Raw genomic sequence first — 24,932 nt, 5'->3', positions numbered from 1 at the left:
GCGTCAGGCCTTCGGCTTCGCCGCGGCCTTCCGGGCGGCCGGCTTCGCGGTGGTCGCCGCCGGCTTGCTCGCCGCGGCCGACGTGGCCGACGCGCCGGCGGACTTCGCCGCCGCCGTGGTCCGCGGCGTGCGCACGACGGTCGGCTTCGAGGCGGCGGCCTGCTCAGCGGCATCCGCGAGGGGCCGGGCGATCGGCTGGAGGCGCGACAGCTGGGTCACGTGCTGCGGGCCGAGCTCGTCGAGGGTCGCGACCTCGAGCAGCTTCATGGTGCGCTCGACCTCGCCCTTCAGGATCGAGATGGTCTTGTCGACGCCGCGGCGGCCGCCCGCCATCAGGCCGTACAGGTAGGCGCGGCCGATGAGCGTGAACCGGGCGCCGAGCGCCACGGATGCCACGATGTCGGCGCCGTTCATGATGCCCGTGTCGACGTGCACCTCGAGGTCGCCGCCCACCTCGCGCACCACGTGCGGCAGCAGGTGGAACGGGATGGGCGCGCGGTCGAGCTGGCGGCCGCCGTGGTTCGACAGCACGATGCCGTCGACGCCGAGGTCGGCGAGCTTCTTCGAGTCCTCGACGTTCTGCACGCCCTTGACGACGATCTTCCCGGGCCACATCGAGCGGATGATCTCGAGGTCGTCGAACGAGATGGTCGGGTCCATCGCCGAGTCGAGCAGCTCGCCGACCGTGCCGCCGGTCGTGGACAGCGAGGCGAACTCGAGCGGCGGCGTGGTCAGGAAGTTGATCCACCACGCCGGGCGGGGGATCGCGTTGATGATCGTGCCGGGGGTGAGCTGCGGCGGGATCGAGAAGCCGTTGCGCTTGTCGCGCAGGCGCGCGCCGGCGACGGGCGTGTCGACGGTGAAGAAGATCGTGTCGAACCCGGCGGCGGCGGCGCGGCGGGTGAGCTCGTACGAGATCTCGCGGTCGCGCATGACGTAGAGCTGGAACCAGTTGCGGCCGTTCGGGTTCGCGGCCTTCACGTCCTCGATCGAGGTCGTGCCGAGCGTCGACAGCGTGAACGGGATGCCCGCGGCGCCCGCGGCGCCGGCACCGGCGATCTCGCCTTCGGTCTGCATGAGGCGGGTGAACCCGGTCGGGGCGATGCCGAACGGCAGCGCGCTGGTGCCGCCGAGCACCTCGCGGGTCGTGTCGACGACGGGCACGTTCCGCAGGATCGACGGGTGGAACTCGACGTCCTGGAACGCCTGGCGGGCGCGCTGCAGCGACAGCTCGCCCTCGGCGGCGCCCTCGGTGTAGTCGAACGGCGCCTTCGGCGTGCGGCGCTTCGCGATGTCGCGGAGGTCGGCGATCGTCAGCGCCTTCTCGAGCCGGCGGTCGGTCGGGTTGGCGGTCGGGGTCTTGAACCGCATGAGCTGGGCGAGCTCGCGCGGGTTGGGCATCTGGCGCTTCACCATGTGCTGGTCTCCTCGGTGGATCGGGGCAGGGTCTCGGCGTAGTAGCCGGAGATGTGGTCGGCGACGGCGCGGCGCGCCTGTTCGGGGTCGGCGGCGCGGATGGCCCGCACGATGCCGTGGTGCTCCTCGCGCAGGCGCGCGTGCGTGGCATCCCAGTCGGCGAGGCGGGCGACGCCCGCGCTCGCGTACGCCTCGATGCCGCTGCGCAGGCCCGCCATGGTCGCGGCGACGACCTGGTTGCCGGATGCCTCCGCGAGCGCGAGGTGGAACGCCGCGTCGAGGGCGAGGAACTCGGATGCCTCGAGCCCGTCGTCGTCCATGGCGGCGAGGAGCCGTTCGGCGTCGGCGAGGTCGGGCGCGCCGTCGGGTGCGTCCTCGTCGACGCCGCGGGCGACGGCGTCGGCGAGTTCGCCGGCGACGGCGGACTCGAGGATGAGGCGGGTGCGCACGATGTCGGCGACGGGGAACCCGCGGGCGGCGACCTGGAGCCGCATGAGCGAGCCCATCGCGCCGCCGGGCGTGGAGACGATGATGGCACCCGCGTTCGGGCCGGAGCCGGTGGCGGTGCGGATGAGCCCGAGCACCTCCAGCACCCGGAGCGCCTCGCGCACGCTCGACCGGCCGACGCCGAGCTCGACGGAGAGCGCGCGCTCGCCGGGGAGGCGGTCGCCGGCGTTCAGCTCGCCGCTGAGGAGCCGCGACTCGACGTGCTCGAGCACCTGTTCCCAGGCGCGCGGGGCCGGGGCTGCGGGGGCCACGTCGGGCAGGGACATCCGGCTTCCTCCTCATCGCGGACGTGTGGTCTGACCTCAGTGTACGTGGTCAGACCACTCGGAGGAAACGGTCGAGATCGTCCGATAGCCTGTATGAGGCGAACGGCCGACGATGTCCCCGCCGATGGCAAGACCGAACCCCGCGCCCCGACCCGAGCGCGACCAGCCGCGCACCACCCTCGCGCGGACCTCCGTTTCCCCTGCCCCGCCGCATCGCGCCCCGGGGCATTCAAGTACCTGCCGTTGGAGAGAACCATGGCCGTGAACGGCGCCATTTCCGAGACCTACGCGAGCGTGCTCGCCCGCAACCCCGGTGAGACCGAGTTCCACCAGGCCGTCAACGAGGTGTTCGAGTCCCTCGACCGCGTGCTCGAGAAGCACCCGCGCTACGTCGACGCCTCGATCCTCGAGCGCATCTGCGAGCCCGAGCGCCAGATCATCTTCCGGGTGCCGTGGGTCGACGACCGCGGCCGCGTGCAGATCAACCGCGGCTTCCGCGTGCAGTTCAACTCGGCGCTCGGCCCGTACAAGGGCGGCCTGCGGTTCCACCCGAGCGTCCTGCTCGGCACCGTGAAGTTCCTCGGCTTCGAGCAGATCTTCAAGAACGCCCTCACCGGCCTGCCCATCGGCGGCGGCAAGGGCGGCAGCGACTTCGACCCCAAGGGCAAGAGCGACGCCGAGATCATGCGCTTCTGCCAGTCGTTCATGACCGAGCTGCACCGCCACATCGGCGAGTACACCGACGTGCCCGCCGGCGACATCGGCGTCGGCGGCCGCGAGATCGGCTACCTCTTCGGCCAGTACAAGCGCATCACCAACAGCTACGAGTCGGGCGTGCTCACCGGCAAGGGCATCACCTGGGGCGGCTCGCTCGTGCGCACCGAGGCCACCGGCTACGGCGCCGTGTTCTTCACGCAGCACATGCTCGAGTCGCGCGGCCTCGCGTTCGACGGCCTCGACGTGCTCGTCTCCGGGTCGGGCAACGTCGCGACCTACGCGATCGAGAAGATCCACGCCCTCGGCGGACGCGTCGTCGGCGCCTCCGACTCGGGCGGCTCGGTCTACGACCCGGCCGGCATCGACGTCGCGCTCCTCCAGGACGTCAAGGAGGTGCGCCGCGCCCGCATCGACGCCTATGCCGCCGAGCGCGACGGCGCGACCTACCTGCCCGGCCTGCCCGTGTGGGAGATCGCCCGCGAGCACAACGTGCAGGTCGCGCTGCCGTCGGCCACGCAGAACGAGCTCGACGAGTCGCACGCGAAGCTCCTCATCGACGCCGGCGTCGTCGCCGTCGCCGAGGGCGCGAACATGCCGACCACCCCGGGCGCGACGCGCCTGCTCCGCGAGGCCGGCGTGCTGTTCGCCCCCGGCAAGGCGGCCAACGCCGGCGGCGTCGCGACCTCCGCGCTCGAGATGCAGCAGAACGCATCGCGCGACTCGTGGGGCGCCGACTACACCGAGGCCCGCCTCGCCGAGATCATGCAGGGCATCCACGAGCGCTGCGCCGAGACCGCCGACGAGTACGGCGTGCCCGGCGACTACGTGCTCGGCGCGAACATCGCGGGCTTCACCCGCGTCGCCGACGCGATGCTCGCCCTCGGCGTGATCTGAGGCATCCGACCGCCTGTACCTGGCGCAGACGCACCACCTGACGTCGTCGCCCCGCCCGGGGCGGCGGCGTCACGCCTTCTTCGGGCGGATGCGGATGCGGTTCGCCTGCTCGTCGAGCTCGACGACGCCGCCGCGCGACTTCAGGAAGTCGGTGAACGACCCGAAGCCGAGCCGGCGCTCCTGGAACGACGGGTCCATGCGCAGCATCTGGTTCTTCACCGCCACCGACGGCTGCCACTCCTGGTCGGTGCTCGCGCGCATGAGCTCGAGCGCCTTCAGCAGGAGTCGGCTCGGGTTGCGCGACGGGCCGTTGGCCGCGACGGCCTCGCCCGGCTGCGGCGGAGCCGCGAAGGCGACGGCCAGTCCCGTCGCCTTCGGCGGGGCGGATGCCGCGGGCGCCTCGACGTCGTCGGGGGCCTCGCCGCCGTCGGCGCCGCCGGCCTTCGCGCCGCCGCTGCCCGAGCCGCGTCGGCCGCGCCCTCGGCCCGACTTGGCGGCCGGTGCGGTCACGGGCGTCGGCGAGGACGAGCCATCCGCCTCGTCCTCGTCGTCGACGGAGTCATCCGTCGTCAGCAGCGCGTCGTAGTCGGCGAACTCGTCGCACGCGGCGGCGAGGGCACGGCTCGTGCCGCCGGCGACGCCGATGCCGACGACGTAGCGGCCGAGGCGCTTGGCCTTCTGGGCGAGCGGCACGTAGTCGCTGTCGCCGGCGACGATCACGATGTGGGTGAGGTCGTCGAGGCGGAAGAGGTCCTCCACGGCGTCGACCGCGAGCCGGATGTCGGCGCCGTTCTTCATGCCGCGCACGAGCGGGAAGAGCTGCACCAGGTCGACGGCCCGGTCGATGAGCTGGCCGCGGTAGCTCGCGTTCACCGGCGTCGACCAGTCGGCGTAGGCGCGCGCGAGCGCGATCGTGCCGAACGTGGCCGCGAAGTCGAGCACGGCGTCGACGTCGACCGTGGCCTCCACGAGCCGGCCGGCGGCCTGCGTGCCCGCGGTGGGGGCCTTCGTGCGCGAGGTGTCCTTGCGGTAGGCGCCGTCGCCGTGCAGTTGGTCGTATCGGGAGATGACGATGTTGTCGAAGTCGAAGTAGAGGGCGATGCGGGGCTCGGACTGGGCGGCCATGCCCCCGAGCCTACGCCGCGACCCTTGGGATCGGTCGGGCGGCACCTGGACGGTCGGGCGGCACGACGGCGTCGCGCCCGAGCGAGGAGGTGCCGCCCGACCCGTGCGCTACGCGGCGGCGGCCCCGGCGGCGGGGTGCACGCCGGCCTCGTCGAGCACCGCGAGGAACGCCTTCATCCAGGTGCCGTTGTCGGGCCAGGCGCGGGCCGTCACCAGGTTGCCGTCGACCACGCCGCCGCCGTGCTCGAACACGCCGCCGGCGGTCTCGACGTCGATCGCGAGCTCCGGGTAGGCGCTCGACGTGCGGCCCTCGAGCACGCCCGCCGCGGCGAGCAGCAGCGGACCGTGGCAGGTGGCCGCGACCGGGGCATCCGCCTCGAAGAAGTGGCGCACGATGCGCTTCGCGTCGGGGTTGTTGCGCAGGTACTCGGGCGCACGGCCGCCGGGGATGACGATCGCCGCGTAGTCGGCCGGGTCGACGTCGGCGAGGGCGACGTCGGCGGGCCACACGTGCCCGGGCTTCTCCGTGTACGTGTCGAAGCCGTCGACGAAGTCGTGCACCACGAACTGCAGGGTGCGCTTCGCCGGGGCGCCGAGGTGCACCTCGTAGCCGGCCTCCTGGAGGCGGTGGTACGGGTAGAACACCTCGAGGGTCTCGGCGCCGTCGCCGGTGAGGATGAGGATCTTGGACATCGGGGTACCTCTCTGTACTGGGGTGGCCTGCGCCGGATGGCTCGGGCCGGGCGGCGGTGCCGCGTGCGGATGCCTCGGCCATCGTGCGGCGGCGGGCCGGGGTCGTGCAGCCCGGGTTCGCACAGTGTGCGAAACGGGTCGGGAATCGTCGTGGTTTCGACAGGCTCAACCACCGGTGGTCGAGCCCGTCGAGACCCGGCGCGCGTACGATCGAGCCCATGAGCGCACCGACGCGCCAGGGCGGCGCCGGCATCCAGTCCGCGGAGCGCGCGCTGCGCATCCTCGAACTCGTCGCGGCCGCGCCCACCGGGCTCACCGCGGCCGAGGTCGCCGACGCCCTCGGGCTCGGCCAGTCGACCGCGTACCGGCTGCTGTCGACGCTGCAACGGCAGGATTACCTCGCCCGCACCCCCGACCACCGGGTCGTGCTCGGCCGCTCGGTCGACGCGCTCGGCCGGGCGCTGCACGACCAGCTCGTCGCGACCGAGCCCGTGCGCGACGTGCTGCGCGCCCTCCACGACGACGTGCGCGCCCCCGCGTACCTGACCGTGTTCCGCGGCGACGACATCGCGGTGGCGCACATCGCCGACTCGGCGGCGCACCCCCGCATCGGGCAGTTGCACGTCGGCTTCTCCGAGTCGGCGCACATCACCGCGTTCGGCAAGCTCATGCTCGCCTCGCGCGACGACCAGGCGGTCGCCCGGTTCCTCGCGCAGCACGGCGCCCGCCGGCTCACCCCGGCGAGCGTGACGGATGCCGCGAAGCTGCGTGAGCAGCTCGACGAGGTGCGGGCGCAGCAGGTGGCGGTCGAGGTCGAGGAGTACCTGCCGAAGCTCGCGTGCATCGCCGCCCCGGTGCGGTCGTCGGCGGGCCGCACGGTGGGGGCCGTCTCGGTCTCGGTGTCGGCCGACGACTTCCGCAGCCGCGCGCACGAGCTCGAGCGCGCGGTGCGCCGCGGGGCGTGGCAGGTGTCGGCGCGGCTCTCGGGCTGAGCGCGCGGCATCCGTCCGACCGCGTCACACGCGGCAACCTCGCGCAACCCGGGAACACCCGCCCGGCCCGCGCCGTTAGCGTCGGATGACGTCCGCGGGCGGTCGCCCGCGTCCGACCCAGGTCCGACTCCGAGTCAGACCCGCGTTCGAAGCCACTGCGAGGAGCCAGCATGACCGAGCCCACCCAGATCGCCGCCCGCGCCCGCATCGGGGCGTCCGACCTCGAGATCGCGCCCCTGTCGCTCGGCGCGAACGTGTTCGGCTGGACCGCCGACCGCGACGCCACGTTCGCCGTGCTCGACGCGTTCACCGCCGGCGGCGGGAACTTCGTCGACACCGCCGACGGCTACTCGCACTGGGTGCCCGGCAACACCGGCGGCGACAGCGAGCGCCTCATCGGCGAGTGGTTCGCCGCGCGCGGGTCGCGCGACGACGTCGTCATCGCCACCAAGGTGAGCACCCACCCCGAGTTCCCGGGCCTCGCCGCCGACAACATCCGGGCCGCGGCGGATGCCTCGCTCCAGCGCCTCGGCACCGACGTCATCGACCTCTACTACGCCCACTTCGACGACGCCGCCGTGCCGCTCGAGGAGACGGTCGGTGCCCTCTCGGCGCTCGTCGACGCCGGCAAGGTGCGCGCCATCGGCATCTCGAACTACACGCCCGAGCGCATCGACGAGTGGTTCCGCGTCACCGAGGCGAACGGCTTCCACCGTGCCGTCGCCCTCCAGCCGCACTACAACCTCGTCGAGCGGGACTTCGAGACCAACGGCCTCCGCGAGCGCGCCGAGCGCGAGGGCCTCGCCGTGTTCCCGTACTTCTCCCTCGCGAAGGGCTTCCTCGCCGGCAAGTACCGCTCCGAGGCCGACGTCACGGCCGAGGGCGCGAGCGTGCGCGCCGGAGGCGCCGCCCCGTACGTCGGGGAGCGGGGCAGCCGGGTGCTGGCGGCGCTCGACGAGGTCGCGGCCGCGCACGGGGCATCCGTCGCTTCGGTATCGCTCGCCTGGCTCCGGCAGCAGCCGACCGTCGTCGCGCCGATCGCGAGCGCCCGCAACGCCGAGCAGCTCGGCGACCTGCTCGCATCCATCCCGCTCGAGCTCGGCGGCGAGGAGCTCGCGGCGCTCGCCGCGGCCTCGGCCTGACGCCGGCCGCCCTGCGGCGCGGCGGGTGCGAGGGCACCCGCCGCGCCGTCGCGGTGCCGCCCCGCGGCGCGGTGCGAGGCGGATGCCCCGTTCGCGTGTCGTGCCGGGGAGCCGACCCGCCCGTTAGGCTGCGCAGGTCGGGATCCGGTGGGGGCCGACCGACGGGACCGGGTTCGAGGGGGAGCCGGTCGAGGGGGAGGAAGCCATGCGCGCTGTCCGAGGTGCCGCCGTCCCGGCGGTCGTGATCGCAGCCCTGGCGCTCGCCGGCTGCACGCCGGCCGCGCCGCCCTACGCGCCGAGGGTCGAGCTCGGCGAGGCACCGCCCGGCGACGCCGTCGAACTGGCCGAGGGCGGCCTCGACGGGGCGCTCGACGCGCTGCCCGAGGTGGTCGAGCACGTGCTCGACGAGACCGGCGTGCCGGGCGCGGCGGTCGCGGTCGTGCACGACGGGGAGACGGTCTTCGCCGACGGGTTCGGCGTGAAGCGCGTCGGCGAGGACGACCCCATCGACGCCGAGACGGTGTTCCAGGTCGCGTCGATGTCGAAGCCGATCGGGTCGACCGTCGTCGCCACGCAGGTGACCGACGGCGTGGTGGGGTGGGACACCCCGGTCGCGCCGCTCCTGCCCGGGTTCGCGCTCGCCGACCCGTGGGTGACCGAGCACCTCACCGTCGGCGACCTGTACTCCCACCGTTCGGGCCTGCCGATGGCGGCCGGCGACGACCTCGAGGACATCGGCTACGACCGCGAGTACGTCATCGACCACCTCCGGTACGAGCCCCTGAAGCCGTTCCGCACGAGTTACGGCTACGCGAACTTCGGCATGACGACGGGGGCGCAGGCCGTCGCGAACGCCGCCGGCGTCGACTGGGAGACGCTCTCGGAGCAGGAGCTCTACGAGCCGCTCGGCATGACGTCGACGAGCTCGCGCTACGACGACTTCGTCGCCCGCGACGACCGGGCCGACCTGCACGCCCTCGTCGACGGCGAGTTCCAGCCGCTGTACGAGCGCGACCCCGACGCGCAGTCGCCCGCGGGCGGCGTGAGCTCGAACGCCGTGGACGTGGCGAAGTGGATGGCCTTCGTGCTCGCCGGCGGCGTCGCCGAGGGCGAGACGCTCGTCGACACTCCCGACCTCGCCGCCGCGATGCAGCCGCAGGTCACGTCGGCGCCGTCGGCCGTGCCGAGCATGCGGTCGGGCTCGTACGGCTACGGGTTCAACGTGGGCACCCAGTCGAGCGGACGCGTGACCGCGTCGCACTCGGGCGCCTTCGTGCTCGGTGCCGGGACGAACTTCCAGCTCGTGCCGTCGCTGGGGCTGGGCATCGTCGCCCTCACCAACGGGGCGCCGGTCGGCGCCGCCGAGGCGATCACGACCGAGTTCCTCGATCTCGTGCAGTACGGCGAGCCGTCCCGCGACTGGGTCGAGGCCTACGGCGCGGCCCTCGCGCACTACCGGGAGCCGGCGGGCGACCTCGTCGACGAGACCGCCCCGGCGTCGCCCGCACCGCCGTCGGCTCCGCTCGAGGCGTACGCCGGCACGTGGTCGAACGACTACTTCGGCCCCGCCGAGGTCGCCGTCGAGGGCGGATCGCTCGTCGTGCGGCTGGGCCCCGACGGCGGGTACGAGCTGCCGCTCGACACGTGGGACGGCGACACGTTCGCGTTCACCCCGACCGGCGAGAACGCGCCGGACGGCTCGCGGTCGTCGGCGACGTTCGTGCTCGGCGGCGGCGGTGCCGGGGCCGGCGCCTCGACGCTGACGCTGCAGTTCTTCGACGCGAACGGCCTCGGGACCTGGACGCGCTGACGCGCTGACGCGCGTCGGCCGTCGCCGTCGGCCGAACCGTCAGCCGGCGACGGCGATCGCGTTGTGCAGCTGGTCGGCGTCGACGCCGAGCCGGCCGATGCCGCCGCCCACGTTCGTGAGCAGCACGAAGCAGGTGCCGAGCGACGGCGTGACCCAGAACTCGGTGCCCGCCCAGCCGCCGTGGCCGAACGTGTCGCGGGTGAGCAGCGCCGGCGCCGAGTGCCGCAGGTTCCACGTGAAGCCCCAGTCCTGCCCGCGCTCCGCGGGGTACGGCTCGAGCTTGGGCAGGCCCGCCGTGAGCGGTCGCAGCATCGCCGCGGCGGTCACGGGCGCCACGAGGGACCCGTCGTTCCGCAGCAGCGCGCTGCCGACGGCGAGGAGGTCCTCGGCCCGGCCGAGGAGGCCGGCGCCCGGGGCGCGGAGGGCGGCGAAGCGGTCGTAGTCGAGCCCGAACTCGGCGGCGTCGACCGGGCGGTGGCGCGAGGCATCCGACTCGAACGTGAAGCCCGTCGCACCGGCGCGCTCGCCGACGCGGGCGACCCGCTGCTCCCACGGCTCGCCGCTCGCGTGCTCGATGAGCGCTGCGATGCCCTCGAACGCGACCGTCGAGTACCGCGAGACCGTGCCGGCGGCGAAGTCGCGCCCCGGCGCGAGCAGGGCGCCGCGCTGGTCGGGTGCGTCGAGCGCGGGCTCGAGGACGCCCGACGTGTGGCTGGCGAGGTGGCGCACGCGCACCACGTCGTCGCGGCCGGCGCCGAACTCCGGCAGTGCGGCAGAGAGGGGCGTCTCGAACGTCAGCCGGCCCTCCTCCACGAGGTGCAGGGCCGCGAGCCCGGTGATCGGCTTGGTGATCGAGAACAGCGGGTAGTGGTCGTCGACGGATGCCCCGCCGAACGCCTCCAGCGCGACGACGCCCTCGGCGGTCGCGACGCCGAGCACGGCGGTGGGCAGGGCGCCGGATGCCACGTGCCGGCGGACCCAGTCGAAGGCGTGGTCGAAGCTCATGCGGATGCGGTCCTCTCGGGGTGGGGAGATCGGGGAAGCGGCGGGTCTCGTCAGGTGCGCAGCACGACGTTCAGGGGCTCCTCGCCCCGGAGCATCCGCTCGACCTGGCGGCGCAGCAACCGCGCCATGCGAGGGGTCATCGCCGTCGACGCGCCGCCGACGTGCGGCGAGATGAGCACGTTCGGCAGCGCGAAGAGCGGATGCCCCGCCGGCAGCGGCTCCGGCTCGGTGACGTCGAGCGCGAAGCGCAGGCGCCCGCTCGTCGCCTCGGCGAGGATCGCGTCGGTGTCGGCGACCTTGCCGCGCGCGATGTTCACGACGAGCGCGCCGTCGGGGAGGGCCGCGAGGAACCCGGCGTCGACGAGGCCGGTTGTCGCATCGGTCAGGGGCACGCCGACGATCACGATCTCCGCATCGGGCAGCAACGCCGGCAGCTCGTCGGTGCCGTGCACGTGCCCGTGCTCGTCGTCGCGGGCGCGGCTCGCGACCCGGGTGAGCTCGACCTCGAACGGGCGCAGCCGCTCCTCGATCGCGCGGCCGACCCCGCCGGCCCCGACGAGCAGCACGCGGCGGTCGGCGAGGCTTTCGCGCGCCTCGGGCGCCCAGCGGCCCTCCGCGGCGGCCCGCACGAACTCGGGGATGCCCCGCTGCGCCGCCAGCACGAGGGCGAGCGCGAGCTCGGCCGTCGAGGTCTCGTGCACGCTCGCCGCATTGGCGAACACGTGCCCCGGCGGCAGCGCGGCGGGCACGTCGTCGTAGCCGATCGACTGGGACTGCACGAGCCGCGTGCGCACGCCCGACAGCGTTCCGAGCCTGCCCGCGGTACCCATGTAGGGCGGCACGACGAGATCGATCTCGTCGGCCGGGGCGGGGGAGTCGAGGTCCCACACGACGAGGTCGACGCCCTCGGCGAGGGGTCCGAGCGCGAGGAACGCGTCGCGGAGGGGGCCCTCGGGCACGCTGACGAGCAGACGTCGATCGGTCATCCATCCATCCTCCCAGAGGGCCGCGCAGTAGCGTGGGCGCATGACGGCGGACGGCGGGGACCCGCAGCACGGCCCGCGCAGCCTCCGGCGGGCACGGAAGCAGCGGGAGCGGGCACGACCGGTCGAGGAGCGCGCCGAGCACCTGCGCGAACGCGTGTACGCGATCTTCACCGGCCTCGCGATCGTGCTCGTGCTGCGCTCGAACGTCGAGCACCTCGACGCGGCCCGGGCGACGCTCACGCTGCTCACCGGCATCGTCGCGATCTCGGCGGCGGGCTTCGTCGCGGGCATCATCGCGCACCTCGCCGTGCACGCCGCCTTCCCCGATCGCGCGGAGACGGCGGCCGCGATCCGCACGGCCGGCGGCGCGCTCGGGTCTGCGGCGTGGCCGCTCATCCTGCTGGCGCTGGCCTGGGCCGGGGTGCTCGAGCTCGACCCGGCGCTGCGGGCGGCTGAGATCGTCTACCTGGTGACGCTCGTGGTCATCGGCTGGATCGCGGTGCGGCGCACGGGCATCGCCTGGTGGAAGCAGCTGTTCGCCATGGGTGCGCTCGTGCTGCTCGGGCTCGGCGTCGTGCTGCTCCAGCAGCTGGCGCACGGGCACTGACCCGGCGGGAGCCGGTGGCTCGGGGCATCCGCTCGGCCTGCTGCTGCCGCTGCCGCTGGCGCTGCTGCTGCCGCTGCCGCCGCTGCCGCTGCCGAGCCGATCAGCGCAGCTGCTCGACCTGCGCGCGGATCGTGCGCTCGACGACCTCGTCGGCGCTCGCGAACCCGTCGAGCCCGTGCAGCATGCCGTCGACCGCGAGCGAGGCGAGGCCGTGGCTGAGCGCGCAGAGCTGGAGGAACGTCGTCTCGACGTCGCCCGCGATGTCGCCCCTCGCGCGCACGTCGACGACGAGCGCGCGCAGCCCGTCGAGCGCGGCGAGCCGGGCGCGGTCGAGCGTGTCGTCGCCGGCGCCGCTCGGCGTGCGGAACATCGCGTCGTAGTGCGCGGGATGCCGCTGGGCGAACGCGACGAACTCCAGCGAGTCGGCGACGAGCCGCTCGCGGCCGGGCAGGTGGGCGGCGCGTTCCTGCGCGGTGCAGAGCTCGTCGTCGAGCATGGCGAGGCCCTCGAGCGCGAGCGCGCGGATCATGCCCTCGCGGCTGCCGAAGAAGTGGGTCGGCGCCGCGTGCGAGAGGCCGGCCCGACGGGCGACCTCGCGGAGGCCGACGTTGTTGACGCCCTGTTCGCGCGCGAGTTCCTCCATGGCGCGGAGGAGTGCCGCGCGGCCGGGTGCGACCGGCGCGGCCGCGTGCGGCGCGCCCGCCGGCGCTGCCCCCGACGTCACCGTCTCCATGTCCCCACCCTAGTTGCGCGCGGTCGGGCGTCACCCCGTCGATCGGGCGCCATGAGGTCGTCGCGCCCGACCGAGCGGGTGCCGCCCGACACCATGCTCGGCTTGCTTGACATTGTAAAGCCGAGTGGCGTAGCGTCGGCCACGACGGGTACTTGACAATGTAAAGGAGCTGCTCATGGTGGACCTCACGAGCGACGTCGTCTGGAACGAGATGGCGGCCGCGAACTTCATGGTCGTCGGCATGGTGACCGCGCGAGGCGAGGCGCGCACCGTCGGCGTGATGCACGCCGTGCACGACGGCCGGGTCTGGTTCACGACCGACGGGCGATCGTGGAAGGCGCGCCACCTCGCCGCTCACCCGCGGGTGTCGGTGACCGTCGCGATCCCGAAGCGCGTGCCGCTCATGCCCTGGATCAAGGTGCCCGCCGCGACCATCACCTTCGCCGGCGAGGCCGAGTTCCTCCCGGTCGAGGCGATGGCGCCGGAGGTCGAGCGCGCCCTGCTGCACGGGCTCGACCTGCCCGAGGAGGAGCTCGAGGCTCTCGCCGTCGTCGCGATCCGCCCGACGGGCGACTTCATCACCTACGGCATCGGGGTGAGCGTGCTGGGCATGCGCAACGCCGAGCTCGCGCACGGGCGGGTGGCGGTGGGTGCCGGCGACGTCTCGGCCGGCTCCGGGGCCGAGGCAGGCGCCGACCGCACGCCGGCCGACGTCGCCGCCTGATCGCAACTCAGGAGATTCGACGCCATGCCGTCCCTGGGAGGGGCATGCCGTCGAATCTCCTGAATCGCGGTGGTGGCGCAGGCGCCCGCGGCGAGGCCGGCGCGGCGGGGCCGGGCCCATCGGGACCCGAACCCGCCGCGCACCGGATCAGCCGCGCGGCTCGTACCGCCGGGGCGCGAACGCGGCCGCCACCAGCGCCCGCATCGACTCGAGGTCGGCCGACGCGCCGAGGAACCCCTGCGCGCGCGCCTGCACCAGCACGTTGCCGATCGCGGTCGCCTCGACGGGGCCGGCCAGCACGGGCAGGCCCGACCGGTCGGCCGTGCGCTGGCAGAGGAGCTCGTTCAGCGAGCCCCCGCCGACCACGTGGATCGTCTCGACGTCGACGCCCGACAGGATCGAGGCATCCCGCACCGCGCCCGCGAACGCCTCGGCGAGGCTCTCGATGATCGACCGCGCGAACTCGGCCCGCGACTGCGGCGCCTGCCGCCCCCGCTCGGCGAACCATTCGGCGATGCGCCCGGGCAGGTCGCCCGGCGCCAGGAAGCGCGCGTCGTTCGCGTCGAACACGGGCACCTCGTGGGCGACCGCGGCGGCCTGCGCGAGCAGCGTCGGCAGGTCGATGGTGTCGCCGTCGCGCTCCCACCACCGCACCGACTCGCTCAGCAGCCACAGGCCCATCACGTTGTGCAGGAACCGGATGCGTCCGTCGACGCCGCCCTCGTTCGTGAAGTTCGCCTCGCGCGAGGCATCCGTCGTCACCGGCTCCTCGAGCTCGACGCCGACGAGGCCCCACGTGCCGCACGAGATGTACGCGGCCGACTCGGCCTGCATCGGCACTGCGACGACCGCCGAGGCGGTGTCGTGCGAGCCGACCGCGACGACCTCGATGCCCGCGGGGGCGCCGAGGTCGGCCGCGACCTCGGGCCGCAGCGGCCCGAGTGACGCACCCGGCGCCACGAGCGGGGGCAGCACGGATGCCTCGAGCGAGAGCCGCTCGAGCAGCTCGACGTCCCACTCGCCCGAGCGGACCCCGACGAGGCCCGTGGTCGACGCGTTGGTGCGCTCGGCGACCTCCGCCCCGGTCAGCTGGAAGCCGATGAGGTCGGGCACCAGCAGGAGCCGGTCGGCGACGCCGAGCCATCCGCCCGCGCCCTGCTCGGCGGCGAGCTGGTACACCGTGTTGAAGGGGAGGAACTGGAGGCCGTTGCGGCGGTACAGCTCCTCGAACGGCACCACGTCGTGGACGCCCGCGACCGCATGCTCGTTGCGCTCGTCGCGGTAGTGGAACGGCTCGCCGAGGAGCCGCCCGCCGCGCAGCAGGCCGTAGTCGACCGCCCACGAGTCGATGCCGATCGACGCCGTGCCGGGCTCGCGGCGGAACGCGTCCGCGAGCCCGCGCGCGACGTCGCGGTACAGCCCGGTGAAGTCCCAGTGCAGGCCCGACGCGAGCCGCACCGGCCCGTTCGGGAACCGGGCGACGTGGTCGAGGGCGAGCGTGCCGGTGCGTCCGTCGACGTGCCCGACGATGACCCGGCCGCTCGTCGCGCCCAGGTCGACGGCCGCGACGGCGCCCGCACCGGTGCCGCTCATCGGAGGAACGCCGCCGCGACGCCGGCGTCGACCGGGATGTGCAGGCCGGTGGTGTGGCTGAGCTCCGGGCCGGTGAGCACGAACACCGCGTTCGCGACGTGCTCGGGGAGCACCTCGCGCTTCAGGATCGTGCGCTGGGCGTAGAACTTGCCCAGGTCCTCCTCCTCGATGCCGTACGTCTTGGCGCGGTTCGCACCCCAGCCCGAGGCGAAGATGCCGGAGCCGCGCACGACGCCGTCGGGGTTGATGCCGTTGACCTTGATGCCGTACTCGCCGAGCTCGACCGCGAGGAGGCGCACCTGGTGGGCCTGGTCGGCCTTCGTCGCCGAGTAGGCGATGTTGTTCGGGCCGGCGAACACCGAGTTCTTCGAGGAGATGTAGATGATGTCGCCGCCGAGGCCCTGCTCGATGAGCACCTTCGCCGCGGCCTTCGACACGAGGAACGAGCCCTTGGCCATGACGTCGTGCTGGAGGTCCCAGTCGGCCTCGGTGGTCTCGAGGAGCGGCTTGGAGAGCGACAGGCCCGCGTTGTTCACGACGAGGTCGAGGCCGCCGAAGGCGAGCACCGCCTCGTCGATCGCGCGCTGGATCGCGGCGCCGTCGGTGACGTTGGCCTGCACGCCGATCGCGACATCCGTGTTGCCGAGCTCGGCCGCGGCCGCCTGCGCCTTCTCGAGGTCGAGGTCGGCGATGACGACGCACGCGCCCTCCGCCGCGAGGCGGGTGGCGATGGCCTTGCCGATGCCGGAGGCGGCGCCGGTGACGAGTGCGACGCGGGTCGCGTGCGTCTTCGGCTTCGGCAGGCGCTGGAGCTTCGCCTCCTCGAGGGCCCAGTACTCGATGCGGAACTTCTCCTCGTCGGAGATGGGCGCGTACGTCGACACCGACTCGGCGCCGCGCATCACGTTGATCGCGTTCACGTAGAACTCGCCCGCGACGCGCGCGGTCTGCTTGTTCGCCCCGAACGAGAACATGCCGACGCCCGGCACGAGCACGATCGCCGGGTCGGCGCCGCGGATCGCGGGGCTCTCGTCGGTCGCGTACGCGTCGTAGTACGACTGGTAGTCGGCGCGGTACTGCTCGTGCAGCTCCTTCAGCCGGGCGATGCTCTCCTCGATGCTCGCGTCGGCGGGCAGGTCGAGCACGAGCGGCTTCACCTTGGTGCGGAGGAAGTGGTCGGGGCAGCTCGTGCCGAGCGCGGCGAGCGGGGCGAGCTTCTCGCGCGAGAGGAACTCGAGCACGACGTCGCTGTCGGTGAAGTGGCCGACCTGCGGCTTGTCGAACGACGCGAGCCCGCGGATCGTCGGGGCGAGGGCGGCGGCCTTCGCGCGGCGCTCGGCCGGGTCGAGCGGCTCGTAGCCCTCGACGACGGCGCCGAACGGCTCGGATGCCCCGTGCTCGGCGAGGTACGCGGCGGCGGTGTCGATGATCCAGAGCGAGTTCCGCTCCGACTCCTCCGACGTGTCGCCCCACGCGGTGATGCCGTGGCCGCCGAGGATGCAGCCGATCGCCTGCGGGTTCGCGGCCTTGATCGCCGCGATGTCGAGGCCGAGCTGGAAGCCCGGGCGGCGCCACGGCACCCACACGACCTTCTCGCCGAAGATCTTCGCGGTCAGCTCCTCGCCGTCGGCGGCGGTCGCGATGGCGATGCCCGAGTCGGGGTGGAGGTGGTCGACGTGCGCCGCGTCGACGAGGCCGTGCATGGCGGTGTCGATCGAGGGCGCCGCGCCGCCCTTGCCGTGCAGCGTGTAGTCGAACGCGGCGACCATCTCGTCCTCGCGCTCGACGCCCGGGTAGGTGTCGACCATCGCGCGGAGGCGGTCGAGGCGGAGCACCGCGAGGCCCGACTCCTTCAGGGTGCCGAGGTCGCCGCCCGAGCCCTTCACCCAGAGCAGCTCGACGGGCTCGCCGGTGACCGGGTCGGTCTCGGTACCCTTGGCCGACGTGTTGCCGCCGGCGTAGTTCGTGTTCTTCGGGTCGGCGCCGAGGCGGTTCGACCGCGCGATGAGGTCGGCAGCAGCCTGGTTCGTCATGAGGTGATTCCTTCGGTGATGCGGAGGGTGGTCTGGGAGGCGGATGCCCCGGGCACGAACCCGCGGGCGATCCAGTCGGCGATGCGCGCGACGGTGGCGGATGCCCCGGGCTCGTCGGGTCGGTTCAGGTGGCCGTGCTCGGTGCCGGGCTCGAGCGCGAGCTCGATCGGCACGTCGGCGGCGGCGAGGGTCACGGCGAAGGCCTCGCCGGAGACGCGGAGCTCGTCGGTGTCGCCGTTCACCATGAGGGTCGGCGGGAAGCCGGCCAGGTCGGCGGGCTCGGCGAGGCCGGGCACGGCGACGAGCGGGGCGTCGTCGACGGGGCCGCCGAGGTAGGTCTCGTACATCTCGCGCACCCGGTCGGGGCCGAAGCGGTCGGCCTCCGGGTTCGCGTCGAGCGCGGCGCGGAGCGAGGCGTCCGGCGCGGGCTGTACGGCGAGGAGCGTGGGGTAGGCGAGGAACACGCCCGCGGGGACGACCGCGTCCGCTGGTCGAGTAGGGCGCGCAGCGCCCGTATCGAGACCTGGCGCGGTGCCGTGCCCGAGCAGCCGGAGCACCGCACCGGTCACGAGGTTCGCGCCCGCGCTCGCCCCACCGATCACGAGGCGCGCGGGGTCGATGCCGAGCTCGTCGGCGTGGTCGAGCGTCCACGCCCACGCCGCGAGCACGTCGTCGGAGCCTGCCGGGAAGCGCCCCGAGCCGTCGCCGACGAGGCGGTAGTCGACCGAGACGACCGGGATGCCGCGCGCGACGAACGCGCGCGCCACCCAGTCGGCCTCGGGCATGTCGAGGTCGCCCGCGACGAACCCGCCGCCGTGCGCCCAGACGAGGCCGGGGCCGGGGCGCGGGACGCCCTCACCCACCGGATACACGCGGACGAGGCCGTCCGCGAGGGTGTACACCATGTCTTGCCCCATCCAATGGCCGTTGTCGGATACGTTTCGCGGTCTGCCGGATACGTCAGTCAACGCTGGCGCGTCGCCTGACTCCTGCTCCGCCTTGCGTGAGGAGGCGTGTCGCTTCGCGCCACGCCCACCTCAAGCCCCCCAACCCGCCTGCACGCCGCCGACGCGGTCGGCGGCGATCTGCGCCAGGTAGCCCGACTCCGCGAAGGCCTTCATGGGGTCGGCCGGAAGGCCGCGCGACTCGCGCCATTCGGCGAGGGCCGGGCGCACGTCGGTGTAGAACGCGTCCATGAACACGCGGTTCGCCTCGAGCACGTCGCCCGAGACCTGCGCGGCGCGCAGCGCCTCGCCGTCGACGAGGAGCGCGCGGGCGGTCATCTCCTGCACGTTCAGCACCGAGCGGATCTGGCCGGGGACCTTGTCCTCGACGTTGTGGCACTGGTCGAGCATGAACGCCACGTCGGGGTTGTTCAGGCCGCCGCCGCGGATCACCTCGAAGATGATGCGGAACAGCTGGAACGGGTCGGCCGCGCCCACGATGAGGTCGTCGTCGGCGTAGAACCGCGAGTTGAAGTCGAACGAGCCGAGCTTGCCGAGGCGCTGGAGCTGCATGACGATGAACTCGATGTTCGTGCCCGGCGCGTGGTGGCCGGTGTCGAGGCAGACCATGGCCTTGTCGCCGAGCGCGGCGACCTGGGCGTACGAGGTGCCCCAGTCCGGGACATCCGTGTGGTAGAACGCCGGCTCGAAGAACTTGTACTCGAGCACGAGCCGCTGGTCGTCGCCGAGCCGGGCGTAGATCTCCTGCAGCGACTCGTGCAGGCGGTCCTGGCGGCCGCGGAGGTCGGCCTGGCCCGGGTAGTTCGAGCCCTCGGCGAGCCAGATCTTGAGGTCGCGCGACCCGGTCGCGTGCATGATGTCGATGCACTCGAGGTGGTGGTCGATGGCCTTGCGGCGCACGGCCGCGTCCTCGTGGGTGAGGGCGCCGAACTTGTAGTCGTCGTCCTGGAAGGTGTTCGAGTTGATCGTGCCGAGCGCGACGCCGAGGTCCTCGGCGTGCGTGCGGAGGTCGTCGTAGGAGTCGACCTTGTCCCACGGGATGTGCAGCGCCACGCTCGGCGCCAGTGCCGTGTACTTGTGCACCTGCGCGGCGTCGGCGATCTTCTCGTAGGGGTCGCGGGGGGTGCCGGGGGTCGCGAAGACCTTGAACCGGGTGCCCGAGTTGCCGAACGCCCAGCTCGGCAGCTCGATCGCCTGCTTCGCCAGCTCGGCCTGGATGTCGTCGGTGAGGATGCTCACGGGGTTCCTGCTTTCGGTGTGGAGGGTCGAACGGATGTCTCGCTCAGCGCTGCTCGGACGACGGAGCGTCGAGCGCGGCGAGCTGGTCTTCGAGGTGGAACACCTCGGGAAGTCGGGGAGCGCCCTGATCGGGGCGGGCGCCGTCGAGGGCGACGAAGAAGGGGGCCATGTCGGCCTCCCACGCGGCGGTGCGCGGGTCGGCCTCGAGGGCGCGCTGGGATGCCTCGTCGTCGTCGGTCTCGTAGTAGCCGATGAGGAGGCCGTCCTCGCGGAGGAAGAGGGAGTAGTTGCGGCGGCCGGATGCCTCGATCGCGCGGAGCATCTCGGGCCAGACGGCGGCGTGCCGTTCGGCGTACTCCTCGAGGCGGCTGGGGTCGACCTGCAGTTGGAAGCAGACCCGTTGGGGCGCCGTGCTCTCGCTCATCGTCGAGCTTCTCCGTCCTCGTTCTCGTCGCGGCGGGGCATCCGTCGCTATGAATCGTTTCAACGATAGGTGGTGGCGCGCGACTCCGCAAGTGGGAATGCGTTTTCCGTCGTCCATCCCACCTTATGACTCCCGCCGCGGATGAGGAAGAACCCGGCGAAACGCCGGGGCGAGGCATCCGACCCGCCGAATCGCTCCGAAGAACTCCTCATCGGCGGCGTCCGTACGGGGCGAATGCAGTGGGGCCCGGCCGCGCTGCGCGCGAGCCGGGCCCCACCGGGACATCCGGCCTAGAAGTCGAAGTCGCCGATGTTGTCCGCGTCGAACACGAACGGGTCGCCCAGCAGGACCACGCCGTCGGCGCCGACCTCGTACGAGCCGAGCTTGCCGGCGTCGAAGGTGTCGCCCTCCGCACCGGTGATCTCGCCCTCGATGAGCGCCTTCGAGGCGTACGCCGCGAGGTAGCCGAGGTCGGCCGGGTTCCACAGCGCGAACGCGGTGACGGTGCCGTCCTCGACGTACTCGCGCATCTGGTTCGGGGTGCCGAGGCCGGTCAGCGCGACCTTGCCCTTGTACTCCGAGGTGGAGAGGTACCGGGCCGCGGCCGCGATGCCGACCGTCGTCGGCGAGATGATGCCCTTCAGGTTCGGGTGGGTCTGCAGCAGCGCCGCCGTCTTGTCGAACGAGGTCTGGTCGTCGTCGTCGCCGTACACCGTGTCGACGAGCGTGATGTTCGGGTGGTCGGCGGCCAGCTGCTCCTTCATCATCTCGATCCAGGCGTTCTGGTTCGTCGCGTTCGCCGACGCCGACAGGATCGCGATCTCGCCCGCGTCGCCGATCTGCTCGGCGATGAGGTCGACCTGGACCTTGGCGATGCCCTCGGCCGTGGCCTGGTTGATGAACAGGTCGCGGCAGTCGGGGTTCGTGTCGGAGTCGAAGGTGACGACCTTCACGCCCGCGTCGCGCGCCTCGTTCAGCGCGTCGCAGATCGCCTCGGGGTCGTTCGCCGACACCGCGATCGCGCCGACGCCCTGCTGGGTCAGCGTGTTGATGTAGCTGACCTGCGCGTCGGGCGTCGCCTCCGCGGGGCCGACCTCGGCGAAGGTGCCGCCGAACTCGTCGATGGCCTCCTTCGCGCCCGACGACGAGGTGTCGAAGTACGGGTTGCCGAGGTTCTTCGGCAGGAACGTGATCGAGAGGTTGCCGCCGTCACTGCCCTCGGTGGAGCCGCCGTCGGTGCCGGAGTCGACCGCGCAACCGGCCAGGACCAGCGCCGCGGCCGCGGCGAGCGCGGTCAGCGCGCCCGCACGTCGCTTGTTCTGAAACATCGTTGTTCATCCCTTCATCGGTTCGTCGATGGGTGATCGCATCGACAGGTCGCGCGGCCCGGTCACCCTGCTGTGGAGGCCTCGACGCGCGGTGTTCCCCCTGGTGCCCGCCGCCGCTTGCGCAGCCAGGCCAGGAAGCTGTTGGCCACCACCGACGCCACGAGCAGCGCGCCGGTGATGATGTTGATGACGTCGGACGTGACGTTCGCGAGGCGCAGGGCGCTCGAGAGCACGCCGATCAGGAGCACGCCGGCGATGACGCCGTGGATCGCACCGCGTCCGCCGAAGACCGACACCCCGCCGAGCACCACGGCCGCGATGACCTGGAGCTCGAGGCCCGTCGCGTTGTCGCCGCGGGCGCTGCCGAAGCGCAGCGTGTAGAAGATGCCGGCGAGCGCAGAGATAAGCCCCGACAGCACGAACAGCACGAGCTTCGTGCGCTCGACGTGCACGCCCGAGAACCGCGCCGCCGACTTCGACAGGCCGATCGCGTAGATGCCGCGCCCGAACGGGGTGAAGTGCAGCAGCACCACGAACACCACGAGCAGCGCCAGGAAGAGGAACAGCACCACCGGGATGTTGCTGCCGCCCACCCGCATCTTCGCGAGGTCGGTCCAGAAGTCCGGGAAGTCGGTGATCGCCGTGGTGCCGAGCAGGCCCACCGCGAGTCCGCGGAAGAGCGCGAGCGTACCGATCGTGACGGCGAGCGACGGCAGGCCGACGACGGTCACGAGGAAGCCGTTGATCGCCCCGCAGACGGCGCCGGCGACGAGGGCGATGACCGCGGCGAGCTCGAACGGCACGCCGCCCGCCGTGAGCACGCCCGTGAGCACGCTCGACAGGCCGACGATGCTCGCGACCGATAGGTCGATCTCGCCGGTGATCATGATGAGCGTCATGGGCAGCGCGATGAGCAGGATCGGCATGACGTCGAGCAGCAGGTAGGTCAGCGTGATCGGCTGGCCGAACCCGCGGACGCTCACCGCCGCGACGACCGCGACGATGACGAGGAGGCCGACGATCGCCATCTCGCGGGTGAGCAGCACGCGCTGCCAGAGCGGACGGTCGTAGTCGCGGTAGGTGCGAACGGCCGGGGTGCCGGAAGTGGTCGCGGTGGTCATCAGCCGTCCTCCCTCGCTTCGAGGAGCTTGCGTCTCTGTCGCACGGCGAGCACCCGGTCGAGCACGATGGCGCCGATGATGAGCGCGCCGACGACCGCGCGCTGCCAGAAGTCGGGGATGCCGAGGATCGGCAGCGCCCGGTTGATGGTGAGCAGGAGCCAGGCGCCGATCGCGGCGCCCCAGACGGAGCCGACGCCGCCGGTGATGGCGACGCCGCCGATGACGGCCGCACCCACCGCGTCGAGCTCCCACCCGGCGCCGGCCTGCGAGTTGATGGTGCCGTAGCGGGCCGCGTAGAGCACGCCGGCGAGGCCCGCGAGCGCGCCCGAGAGCACGAACGCGAAGAGCAGGCGGCGGGTGACCCGCAGGCCGTACAGCTCCGCCGCCGCCGGGTCGGACCCGATGGCGTAGAACTCGCGGCCGCCGCGGGTGTTCTTCATCATCCAGCCGGCGATGACGAGCACCACGAGGGCGATGATCGTGAGGATCGGGATCCACAGGATCTGCCCGGTGCCGAGGGCCAGGAAGTCCTTCGGCAGGTCGGACGCGTTCACCCGGTCGCTGCCCGTCCACAGCACGTTGATGCCGCGGTAGGCGTAGAGGGTGCCGAGCGTGATCACCATGGCCGGGACCTTCGCGTAGGCGACGAGCGCGCCGTTCACGAGGCCGAGCAGCCCGCCGAAGACGATCGCGATCGCGAACACGGCGAGGATCGGGATGCCCGGGAAGTCGATGAACAGCCGACCGGTGAGGTAGGCCGAGAGGCCGAGCACCGAGCCAACCGAGAGGTCGACGTTGCGGGAGATCAGCACGATCGCCTGGCCGACCGCGACGAGCACGAGGATCGAGGGTGTCAGCAGGAGGTCGCGCCAGCCGTCGGACGAGAACAGGAAGTTCGGGTTCGCGACGGTCGCCGCGATGACGACGAGGACGAGGGCGAGGAGGATGCCGAACTCGCGGGCCGCGCCGATGGCGCGCAGCCGCTTGGTGACGTCGGTCCGCTCGATGACGGGGGCGGTCATGCGTGGGCTCCGGTTGCGTGGGTCGCGGCGAACATGACGTTCTCGCTGGTGGCGTCGGCGCGGTCGATCTCCGCGGTGATGCGGCCCTCCCGCATGACGAGGACGCGGTCGGCCATGCCGAGCACCTCCGGCAGCTCCGACGAGATCATGAGGATCCCCATGCCACGGCCGGCGAGCTCGGAGAGCAGGCGGTGCACCTCGGCCTTGGTGCCGACGTCGATGCCGCGGGTTGGCTCGTCGATGATGAGCACCGTCGGCTCGGTCGCGAGCCACTTGCCGAGGACGACCTTCTGCTGGTTGCCGCCGGAGAGCGTGCCGGCGACGGTCGACAGCGCGTTCGTCTTCACCTCGAGGCGGCTGGCCCAGACCTTCGCGGCGCGGTTCTCCATGCCGGTGGTGATGAGGCCGGCCTTCGACAGGGTCTCCCGGATCGCCAGCGTGATGTTCTCGGCGACGGATGAGTCGAGCACGAGTCCCTGCTTGCGACGGTCCTCGGGCACGAGCGCGAGGCCCGCCTTCATCGCGGCATCCGGCCGGCCCTTCGGCACCGCCCTGCCGGCGAGGCGGACGCTGCCGGAGTCGTACCCGTCGACGCCGAAGACGGCGCGGGCGACCTCGCTGCGGCCCGCGCCGACGAGCCCGGCGAGGCCGACGATCTCGCCGGAGCGCACCGTGAACGAGATGTCGTGGAACAGCGGGCTCGACAGCCCCTCGACCTCGAGCAGCGGGTCGCCGATGGCGGCCTCGGTCTTGGGGAAGAGCTCGGTGACGTCGCGGCCGACCATCTGGCGGACCAGCTCGTCGACGGTGGTGTCGGCGATCGGGGTCGTCGCGACGTAGGCGCCGTCGCGCATGACGGTGACGGTGTCGCAGAGCGAGAAGATCTCGTCGAACCGGTGCGAGATGAACAGCAGCGCCCGGCCCTCGTCGCGCAGGCTCCGCGCGACGGCGAACAGCCGGTCGACCTCGACGCCCGAGAGGGCGGCGGTCGGCTCGTCCATGATCAGCACGCGGGCGTCGAGCGAGACGGCCTTGGCGATCTCGATGACCTGCTGGTCGGCGATCGAGAGGCCCTCCGCCGGTCGCTCGGGGTCGATCCGCACGCCGAGCCGCTGGAAGAGCGCCTCGGCCTCCTGCCGCATGGCCTTGCGGTCGATGCGGCCGAACCGGCCGACGGGCTGGCGGCCCATGAAGATGTTCTCGGTGACCGTGAGGTCGGGGAAGAGCGTCGGCTCCTGGTAGATGACGGCGATGCCGGCGGCCTTCGACTGGGCGGTCGAGGTGAAGTCGACGTCCTCGCCGCGCAGGCGCAGCTCGCCCGCGTCGCGGCGGTACAGCCCGGCGACGATCTTCACGAGCGTCGACTTGCCGGCGCCGTTCTCGCCGACGAGCGCGTGGATGGATCCGGACTCGAGTCGGAGGCTCCCCGACCGCAGTGCGACGACCGGACCGAAGGACTTCACGACTCGATTCAGCTCCAGCATCGGCGGGGCCGGCGTGGGGGGCGGGTCCGTCTGCACGGTTTCCTCCTCGTCGAGGTGAATCAGGATGAATCGATTCATGTACGATTCAGGGACACTGTATGTTTCG

Annotated in this window: 22 protein-coding genes; 6 read left to right on the top strand and 16 right to left on the bottom strand. The window is 72.6% G+C overall.

Features of this window, described 5'->3' with window-relative positions:
• Positions 1–3 precede the first annotated feature (3 nt).
• Both ACGGZK_RS02550 and ACGGZK_RS02545 read right to left on the bottom strand, forming a co-directional pair.
• On the bottom strand, positions 4–1,416 hold the full coding sequence (locus tag ACGGZK_RS02550; RefSeq protein WP_395244694.1) for an alpha-hydroxy-acid oxidizing protein: 1,413 nt from the start codon (positions 1,414–1,416) through the stop codon (positions 4–6).
• Positions 1,410–2,189, bottom strand: a complete 780-nt coding sequence (locus tag ACGGZK_RS02545; protein WP_395244693.1) for a FadR/GntR family transcriptional regulator — start codon at positions 2,187–2,189, stop codon at positions 1,410–1,412. The genes ACGGZK_RS02550 and ACGGZK_RS02545 overlap by 7 nt, the downstream gene beginning before the upstream one ends.
• Positions 2,190–2,444: 255 nt before the next feature.
• On the opposite strand from ACGGZK_RS02545, the gene gdhA reads away from it, so the two are divergent.
• Positions 2,445–3,800, top strand: a complete 1,356-nt coding sequence (gdhA, locus tag ACGGZK_RS02540) for an NADP-specific glutamate dehydrogenase (RefSeq protein ID WP_395244692.1) — start codon at positions 2,445–2,447, stop codon at positions 3,798–3,800.
• A gap of 69 nt (positions 3,801–3,869) precedes the next feature.
• On the opposite strand, the gene ACGGZK_RS02535 is transcribed toward gdhA, so the two are convergent.
• Positions 3,870–4,925, bottom strand: a complete 1,056-nt coding sequence (locus ACGGZK_RS02535; RefSeq protein ID WP_395244691.1) for an NYN domain-containing protein — start codon at positions 4,923–4,925, stop codon at positions 3,870–3,872.
• Positions 4,926–5,033: 108 nt separating this feature from the next.
• Positions 5,034–5,618: a DJ-1/PfpI family protein gene (locus ACGGZK_RS02530; protein WP_395244690.1), complete on the bottom strand. Its 585-nt coding sequence runs from the start codon at positions 5,616–5,618 to the stop codon at positions 5,034–5,036.
• Positions 5,619–5,836: 218 nt separating this feature from the next.
• Here ACGGZK_RS02530 and ACGGZK_RS02525 point away from each other — a divergent pair, with 218 nt between their 5' ends.
• The 3 genes from ACGGZK_RS02525 (at position 5,837) to ACGGZK_RS02515 (ending at position 9,562) form a co-directional block, all read left to right on the top strand.
• Positions 5,837–6,610 carry an IclR family transcriptional regulator gene (locus tag ACGGZK_RS02525; protein ID WP_395244689.1) on the top strand — a complete coding sequence of 258 codons (774 nt, stop codon included), beginning with the start codon at positions 5,837–5,839 and terminating at the stop codon, positions 6,608–6,610.
• Positions 6,611–6,780: 170 nt separating this feature from the next.
• Entirely contained in the window at positions 6,781–7,752 is a 972-nt protein-coding gene (locus ACGGZK_RS02520; protein WP_395244688.1) for an aldo/keto reductase, read from the top strand.
• 205 nt (positions 7,753–7,957) lie between these two features.
• Positions 7,958–9,562 (top strand): serine hydrolase, encoded by a 1,605-nt coding sequence (locus ACGGZK_RS02515; RefSeq protein ID WP_395244687.1) that lies wholly within the window; start codon positions 7,958–7,960, stop codon positions 9,560–9,562.
• 39 nt (positions 9,563–9,601) lie between these two features.
• Here ACGGZK_RS02515 and ACGGZK_RS02510 read toward each other — a convergent pair whose 3' ends face one another.
• Complete coding sequence (locus ACGGZK_RS02510; RefSeq protein WP_395244686.1) at positions 9,602–10,567, bottom strand: serine hydrolase domain-containing protein; 966 nt, start codon at positions 10,565–10,567, stop codon at positions 9,602–9,604.
• Between the two features lie 50 nt (positions 10,568–10,617).
• Positions 10,618–11,553 (bottom strand): 2-hydroxyacid dehydrogenase, encoded by a 936-nt coding sequence (locus ACGGZK_RS02505; RefSeq protein WP_395244685.1) that lies wholly within the window; start codon positions 11,551–11,553, stop codon positions 10,618–10,620.
• Positions 11,554–11,593: 40 nt separating this feature from the next.
• Here ACGGZK_RS02505 and ACGGZK_RS02500 point away from each other — a divergent pair, with 40 nt between their 5' ends.
• Entirely contained in the window at positions 11,594–12,160 is a 567-nt protein-coding gene (locus ACGGZK_RS02500) for a hypothetical protein (RefSeq protein WP_395244684.1), read from the top strand.
• A 100-nt stretch (positions 12,161–12,260) separates the two neighbouring features.
• On the opposite strand, the gene ACGGZK_RS02495 is transcribed toward ACGGZK_RS02500, so the two are convergent.
• Complete coding sequence (locus ACGGZK_RS02495; protein WP_395244683.1) at positions 12,261–12,893, bottom strand: TetR/AcrR family transcriptional regulator; 633 nt, start codon at positions 12,891–12,893, stop codon at positions 12,261–12,263.
• Between the two features lie 175 nt (positions 12,894–13,068).
• On the opposite strand from ACGGZK_RS02495, the gene ACGGZK_RS02490 reads away from it, so the two are divergent.
• Entirely contained in the window at positions 13,069–13,617 is a 549-nt protein-coding gene (locus ACGGZK_RS02490; protein ID WP_395244682.1) for a pyridoxamine 5'-phosphate oxidase family protein, read from the top strand.
• 147 nt (positions 13,618–13,764) lie between these two features.
• Here ACGGZK_RS02490 and ACGGZK_RS02485 read toward each other — a convergent pair whose 3' ends face one another.
• The 9 genes from ACGGZK_RS02485 to ACGGZK_RS02445 form a co-directional block, all read right to left on the bottom strand.
• Entirely contained in the window at positions 13,765–15,210 is a 1,446-nt protein-coding gene (locus ACGGZK_RS02485) for a rhamnulokinase family protein (RefSeq protein ID WP_395244681.1), read from the bottom strand.
• Positions 15,207–17,243, bottom strand: coding sequence for a bifunctional aldolase/short-chain dehydrogenase (locus tag ACGGZK_RS02480; RefSeq protein WP_395244680.1), 2,037 nt, complete (start codon positions 17,241–17,243; stop codon positions 15,207–15,209). Before ACGGZK_RS02480 ends, ACGGZK_RS02485 begins: the two co-directional genes overlap by 4 nt.
• Positions 17,240–18,148, bottom strand: coding sequence for an alpha/beta hydrolase (locus ACGGZK_RS02475; RefSeq protein ID WP_395244679.1), 909 nt, complete (start codon positions 18,146–18,148; stop codon positions 17,240–17,242). Before ACGGZK_RS02475 ends, ACGGZK_RS02480 begins: the two co-directional genes overlap by 4 nt.
• 132 nt (positions 18,149–18,280) lie before the next feature.
• Positions 18,281–19,447: an L-rhamnose isomerase gene (gene rhaI / locus ACGGZK_RS02470; RefSeq protein WP_395244678.1), complete on the bottom strand. Its 1,167-nt coding sequence runs from the start codon at positions 19,445–19,447 to the stop codon at positions 18,281–18,283.
• 43 nt (positions 19,448–19,490) lie between these two features.
• A complete protein-coding gene (locus ACGGZK_RS02465; protein ID WP_395244677.1) occupies positions 19,491–19,871 on the bottom strand; it encodes an L-rhamnose mutarotase in 381 nt (126 codons plus the stop codon).
• A gap of 290 nt (positions 19,872–20,161) precedes the next feature.
• Complete coding sequence (gene rhaS / locus ACGGZK_RS02460) at positions 20,162–21,199, bottom strand: rhamnose ABC transporter substrate-binding protein (RefSeq protein ID WP_395244676.1); 1,038 nt, start codon at positions 21,197–21,199, stop codon at positions 20,162–20,164.
• 62 nt (positions 21,200–21,261) lie between these two features.
• A complete protein-coding gene (locus ACGGZK_RS02455; protein ID WP_395244675.1) occupies positions 21,262–22,320 on the bottom strand; it encodes an ABC transporter permease in 1,059 nt (352 codons plus the stop codon).
• Positions 22,320–23,342 (bottom strand): ABC transporter permease, encoded by a 1,023-nt coding sequence (locus ACGGZK_RS02450; RefSeq protein WP_395244674.1) that lies wholly within the window; start codon positions 23,340–23,342, stop codon positions 22,320–22,322. Before ACGGZK_RS02450 ends, ACGGZK_RS02455 begins: the two co-directional genes overlap by 1 nt.
• Entirely contained in the window at positions 23,339–24,826 is a 1,488-nt protein-coding gene (locus ACGGZK_RS02445) for a sugar ABC transporter ATP-binding protein (RefSeq protein ID WP_395246030.1), read from the bottom strand. Before ACGGZK_RS02445 ends, ACGGZK_RS02450 begins: the two co-directional genes overlap by 4 nt.
• Between the last annotated feature and the right edge of the window lie 106 nt (positions 24,827–24,932).

It is taken from the genome of Agromyces sp. MMS24-K17 (assembly GCF_043950245.1).
Taxonomy (GTDB): domain Bacteria; phylum Actinomycetota; class Actinomycetes; order Actinomycetales; family Microbacteriaceae; genus Agromyces.
Note: the sequence above shows the minus strand (reverse complement) of the source record. Positions and strands in the feature narration are given on the sequence as shown.

Bases quoted from the DNA above. Each gene is read 5' to 3' on its own strand.
- ACGGZK_RS02550 (WP_395244694.1), bottom strand. From the start codon at position 1,416: ATGGTGAAGCGCCAGATGCCCAACCCGCGCGAGCTCGCCCAGCTCATG.
- ACGGZK_RS02545 (WP_395244693.1), bottom strand. From the start codon at position 2,189: ATGTCCCTGCCCGACGTGGCCCCCGCAGCCCCGGCCCCGCGCGCCTGG.
- gdhA (WP_395244692.1), top strand. From the start codon at position 2,445: ATGGCCGTGAACGGCGCCATTTCCGAGACCTACGCGAGCGTGCTCGCC.
- ACGGZK_RS02535 (WP_395244691.1), bottom strand. From the start codon at position 4,925: ATGGCCGCCCAGTCCGAGCCCCGCATCGCCCTCTACTTCGACTTCGAC.
- ACGGZK_RS02530 (WP_395244690.1), bottom strand. From the start codon at position 5,618: ATGTCCAAGATCCTCATCCTCACCGGCGACGGCGCCGAGACCCTCGAG.
- ACGGZK_RS02525 (WP_395244689.1), top strand. From the start codon at position 5,837: ATGAGCGCACCGACGCGCCAGGGCGGCGCCGGCATCCAGTCCGCGGAG.
- ACGGZK_RS02520 (WP_395244688.1), top strand. From the start codon at position 6,781: ATGACCGAGCCCACCCAGATCGCCGCCCGCGCCCGCATCGGGGCGTCC.
- ACGGZK_RS02515 (WP_395244687.1), top strand. From the start codon at position 7,958: ATGCGCGCTGTCCGAGGTGCCGCCGTCCCGGCGGTCGTGATCGCAGCC.
- ACGGZK_RS02510 (WP_395244686.1), bottom strand. From the start codon at position 10,567: ATGAGCTTCGACCACGCCTTCGACTGGGTCCGCCGGCACGTGGCATCC.
- ACGGZK_RS02505 (WP_395244685.1), bottom strand. From the start codon at position 11,553: ATGACCGATCGACGTCTGCTCGTCAGCGTGCCCGAGGGCCCCCTCCGC.
- ACGGZK_RS02500 (WP_395244684.1), top strand. From the start codon at position 11,594: ATGACGGCGGACGGCGGGGACCCGCAGCACGGCCCGCGCAGCCTCCGG.
- ACGGZK_RS02495 (WP_395244683.1), bottom strand. From the start codon at position 12,893: ATGGAGACGGTGACGTCGGGGGCAGCGCCGGCGGGCGCGCCGCACGCG.
- ACGGZK_RS02490 (WP_395244682.1), top strand. From the start codon at position 13,069: ATGGTGGACCTCACGAGCGACGTCGTCTGGAACGAGATGGCGGCCGCG.
- ACGGZK_RS02485 (WP_395244681.1), bottom strand. From the start codon at position 15,210: ATGAGCGGCACCGGTGCGGGCGCCGTCGCGGCCGTCGACCTGGGCGCG.
- ACGGZK_RS02480 (WP_395244680.1), bottom strand. From the start codon at position 17,243: ATGACGAACCAGGCTGCTGCCGACCTCATCGCGCGGTCGAACCGCCTC.
- ACGGZK_RS02475 (WP_395244679.1), bottom strand. From the start codon at position 18,148: ATGGTGTACACCCTCGCGGACGGCCTCGTCCGCGTGTATCCGGTGGGT.
- ACGGZK_RS02465 (WP_395244677.1), bottom strand. From the start codon at position 19,871: ATGAGCGAGAGCACGGCGCCCCAACGGGTCTGCTTCCAACTGCAGGTC.
- rhaS (WP_395244676.1), bottom strand. From the start codon at position 21,199: ATGTTTCAGAACAAGCGACGTGCGGGCGCGCTGACCGCGCTCGCCGCG.
- ACGGZK_RS02455 (WP_395244675.1), bottom strand. From the start codon at position 22,320: ATGACCACCGCGACCACTTCCGGCACCCCGGCCGTTCGCACCTACCGC.
- ACGGZK_RS02450 (WP_395244674.1), bottom strand. From the start codon at position 23,342: ATGACCGCCCCCGTCATCGAGCGGACCGACGTCACCAAGCGGCTGCGC.
- ACGGZK_RS02445 (WP_395246030.1), bottom strand. From the start codon at position 24,826: ATGCTGGAGCTGAATCGAGTCGTGAAGTCCTTCGGTCCGGTCGTCGCA.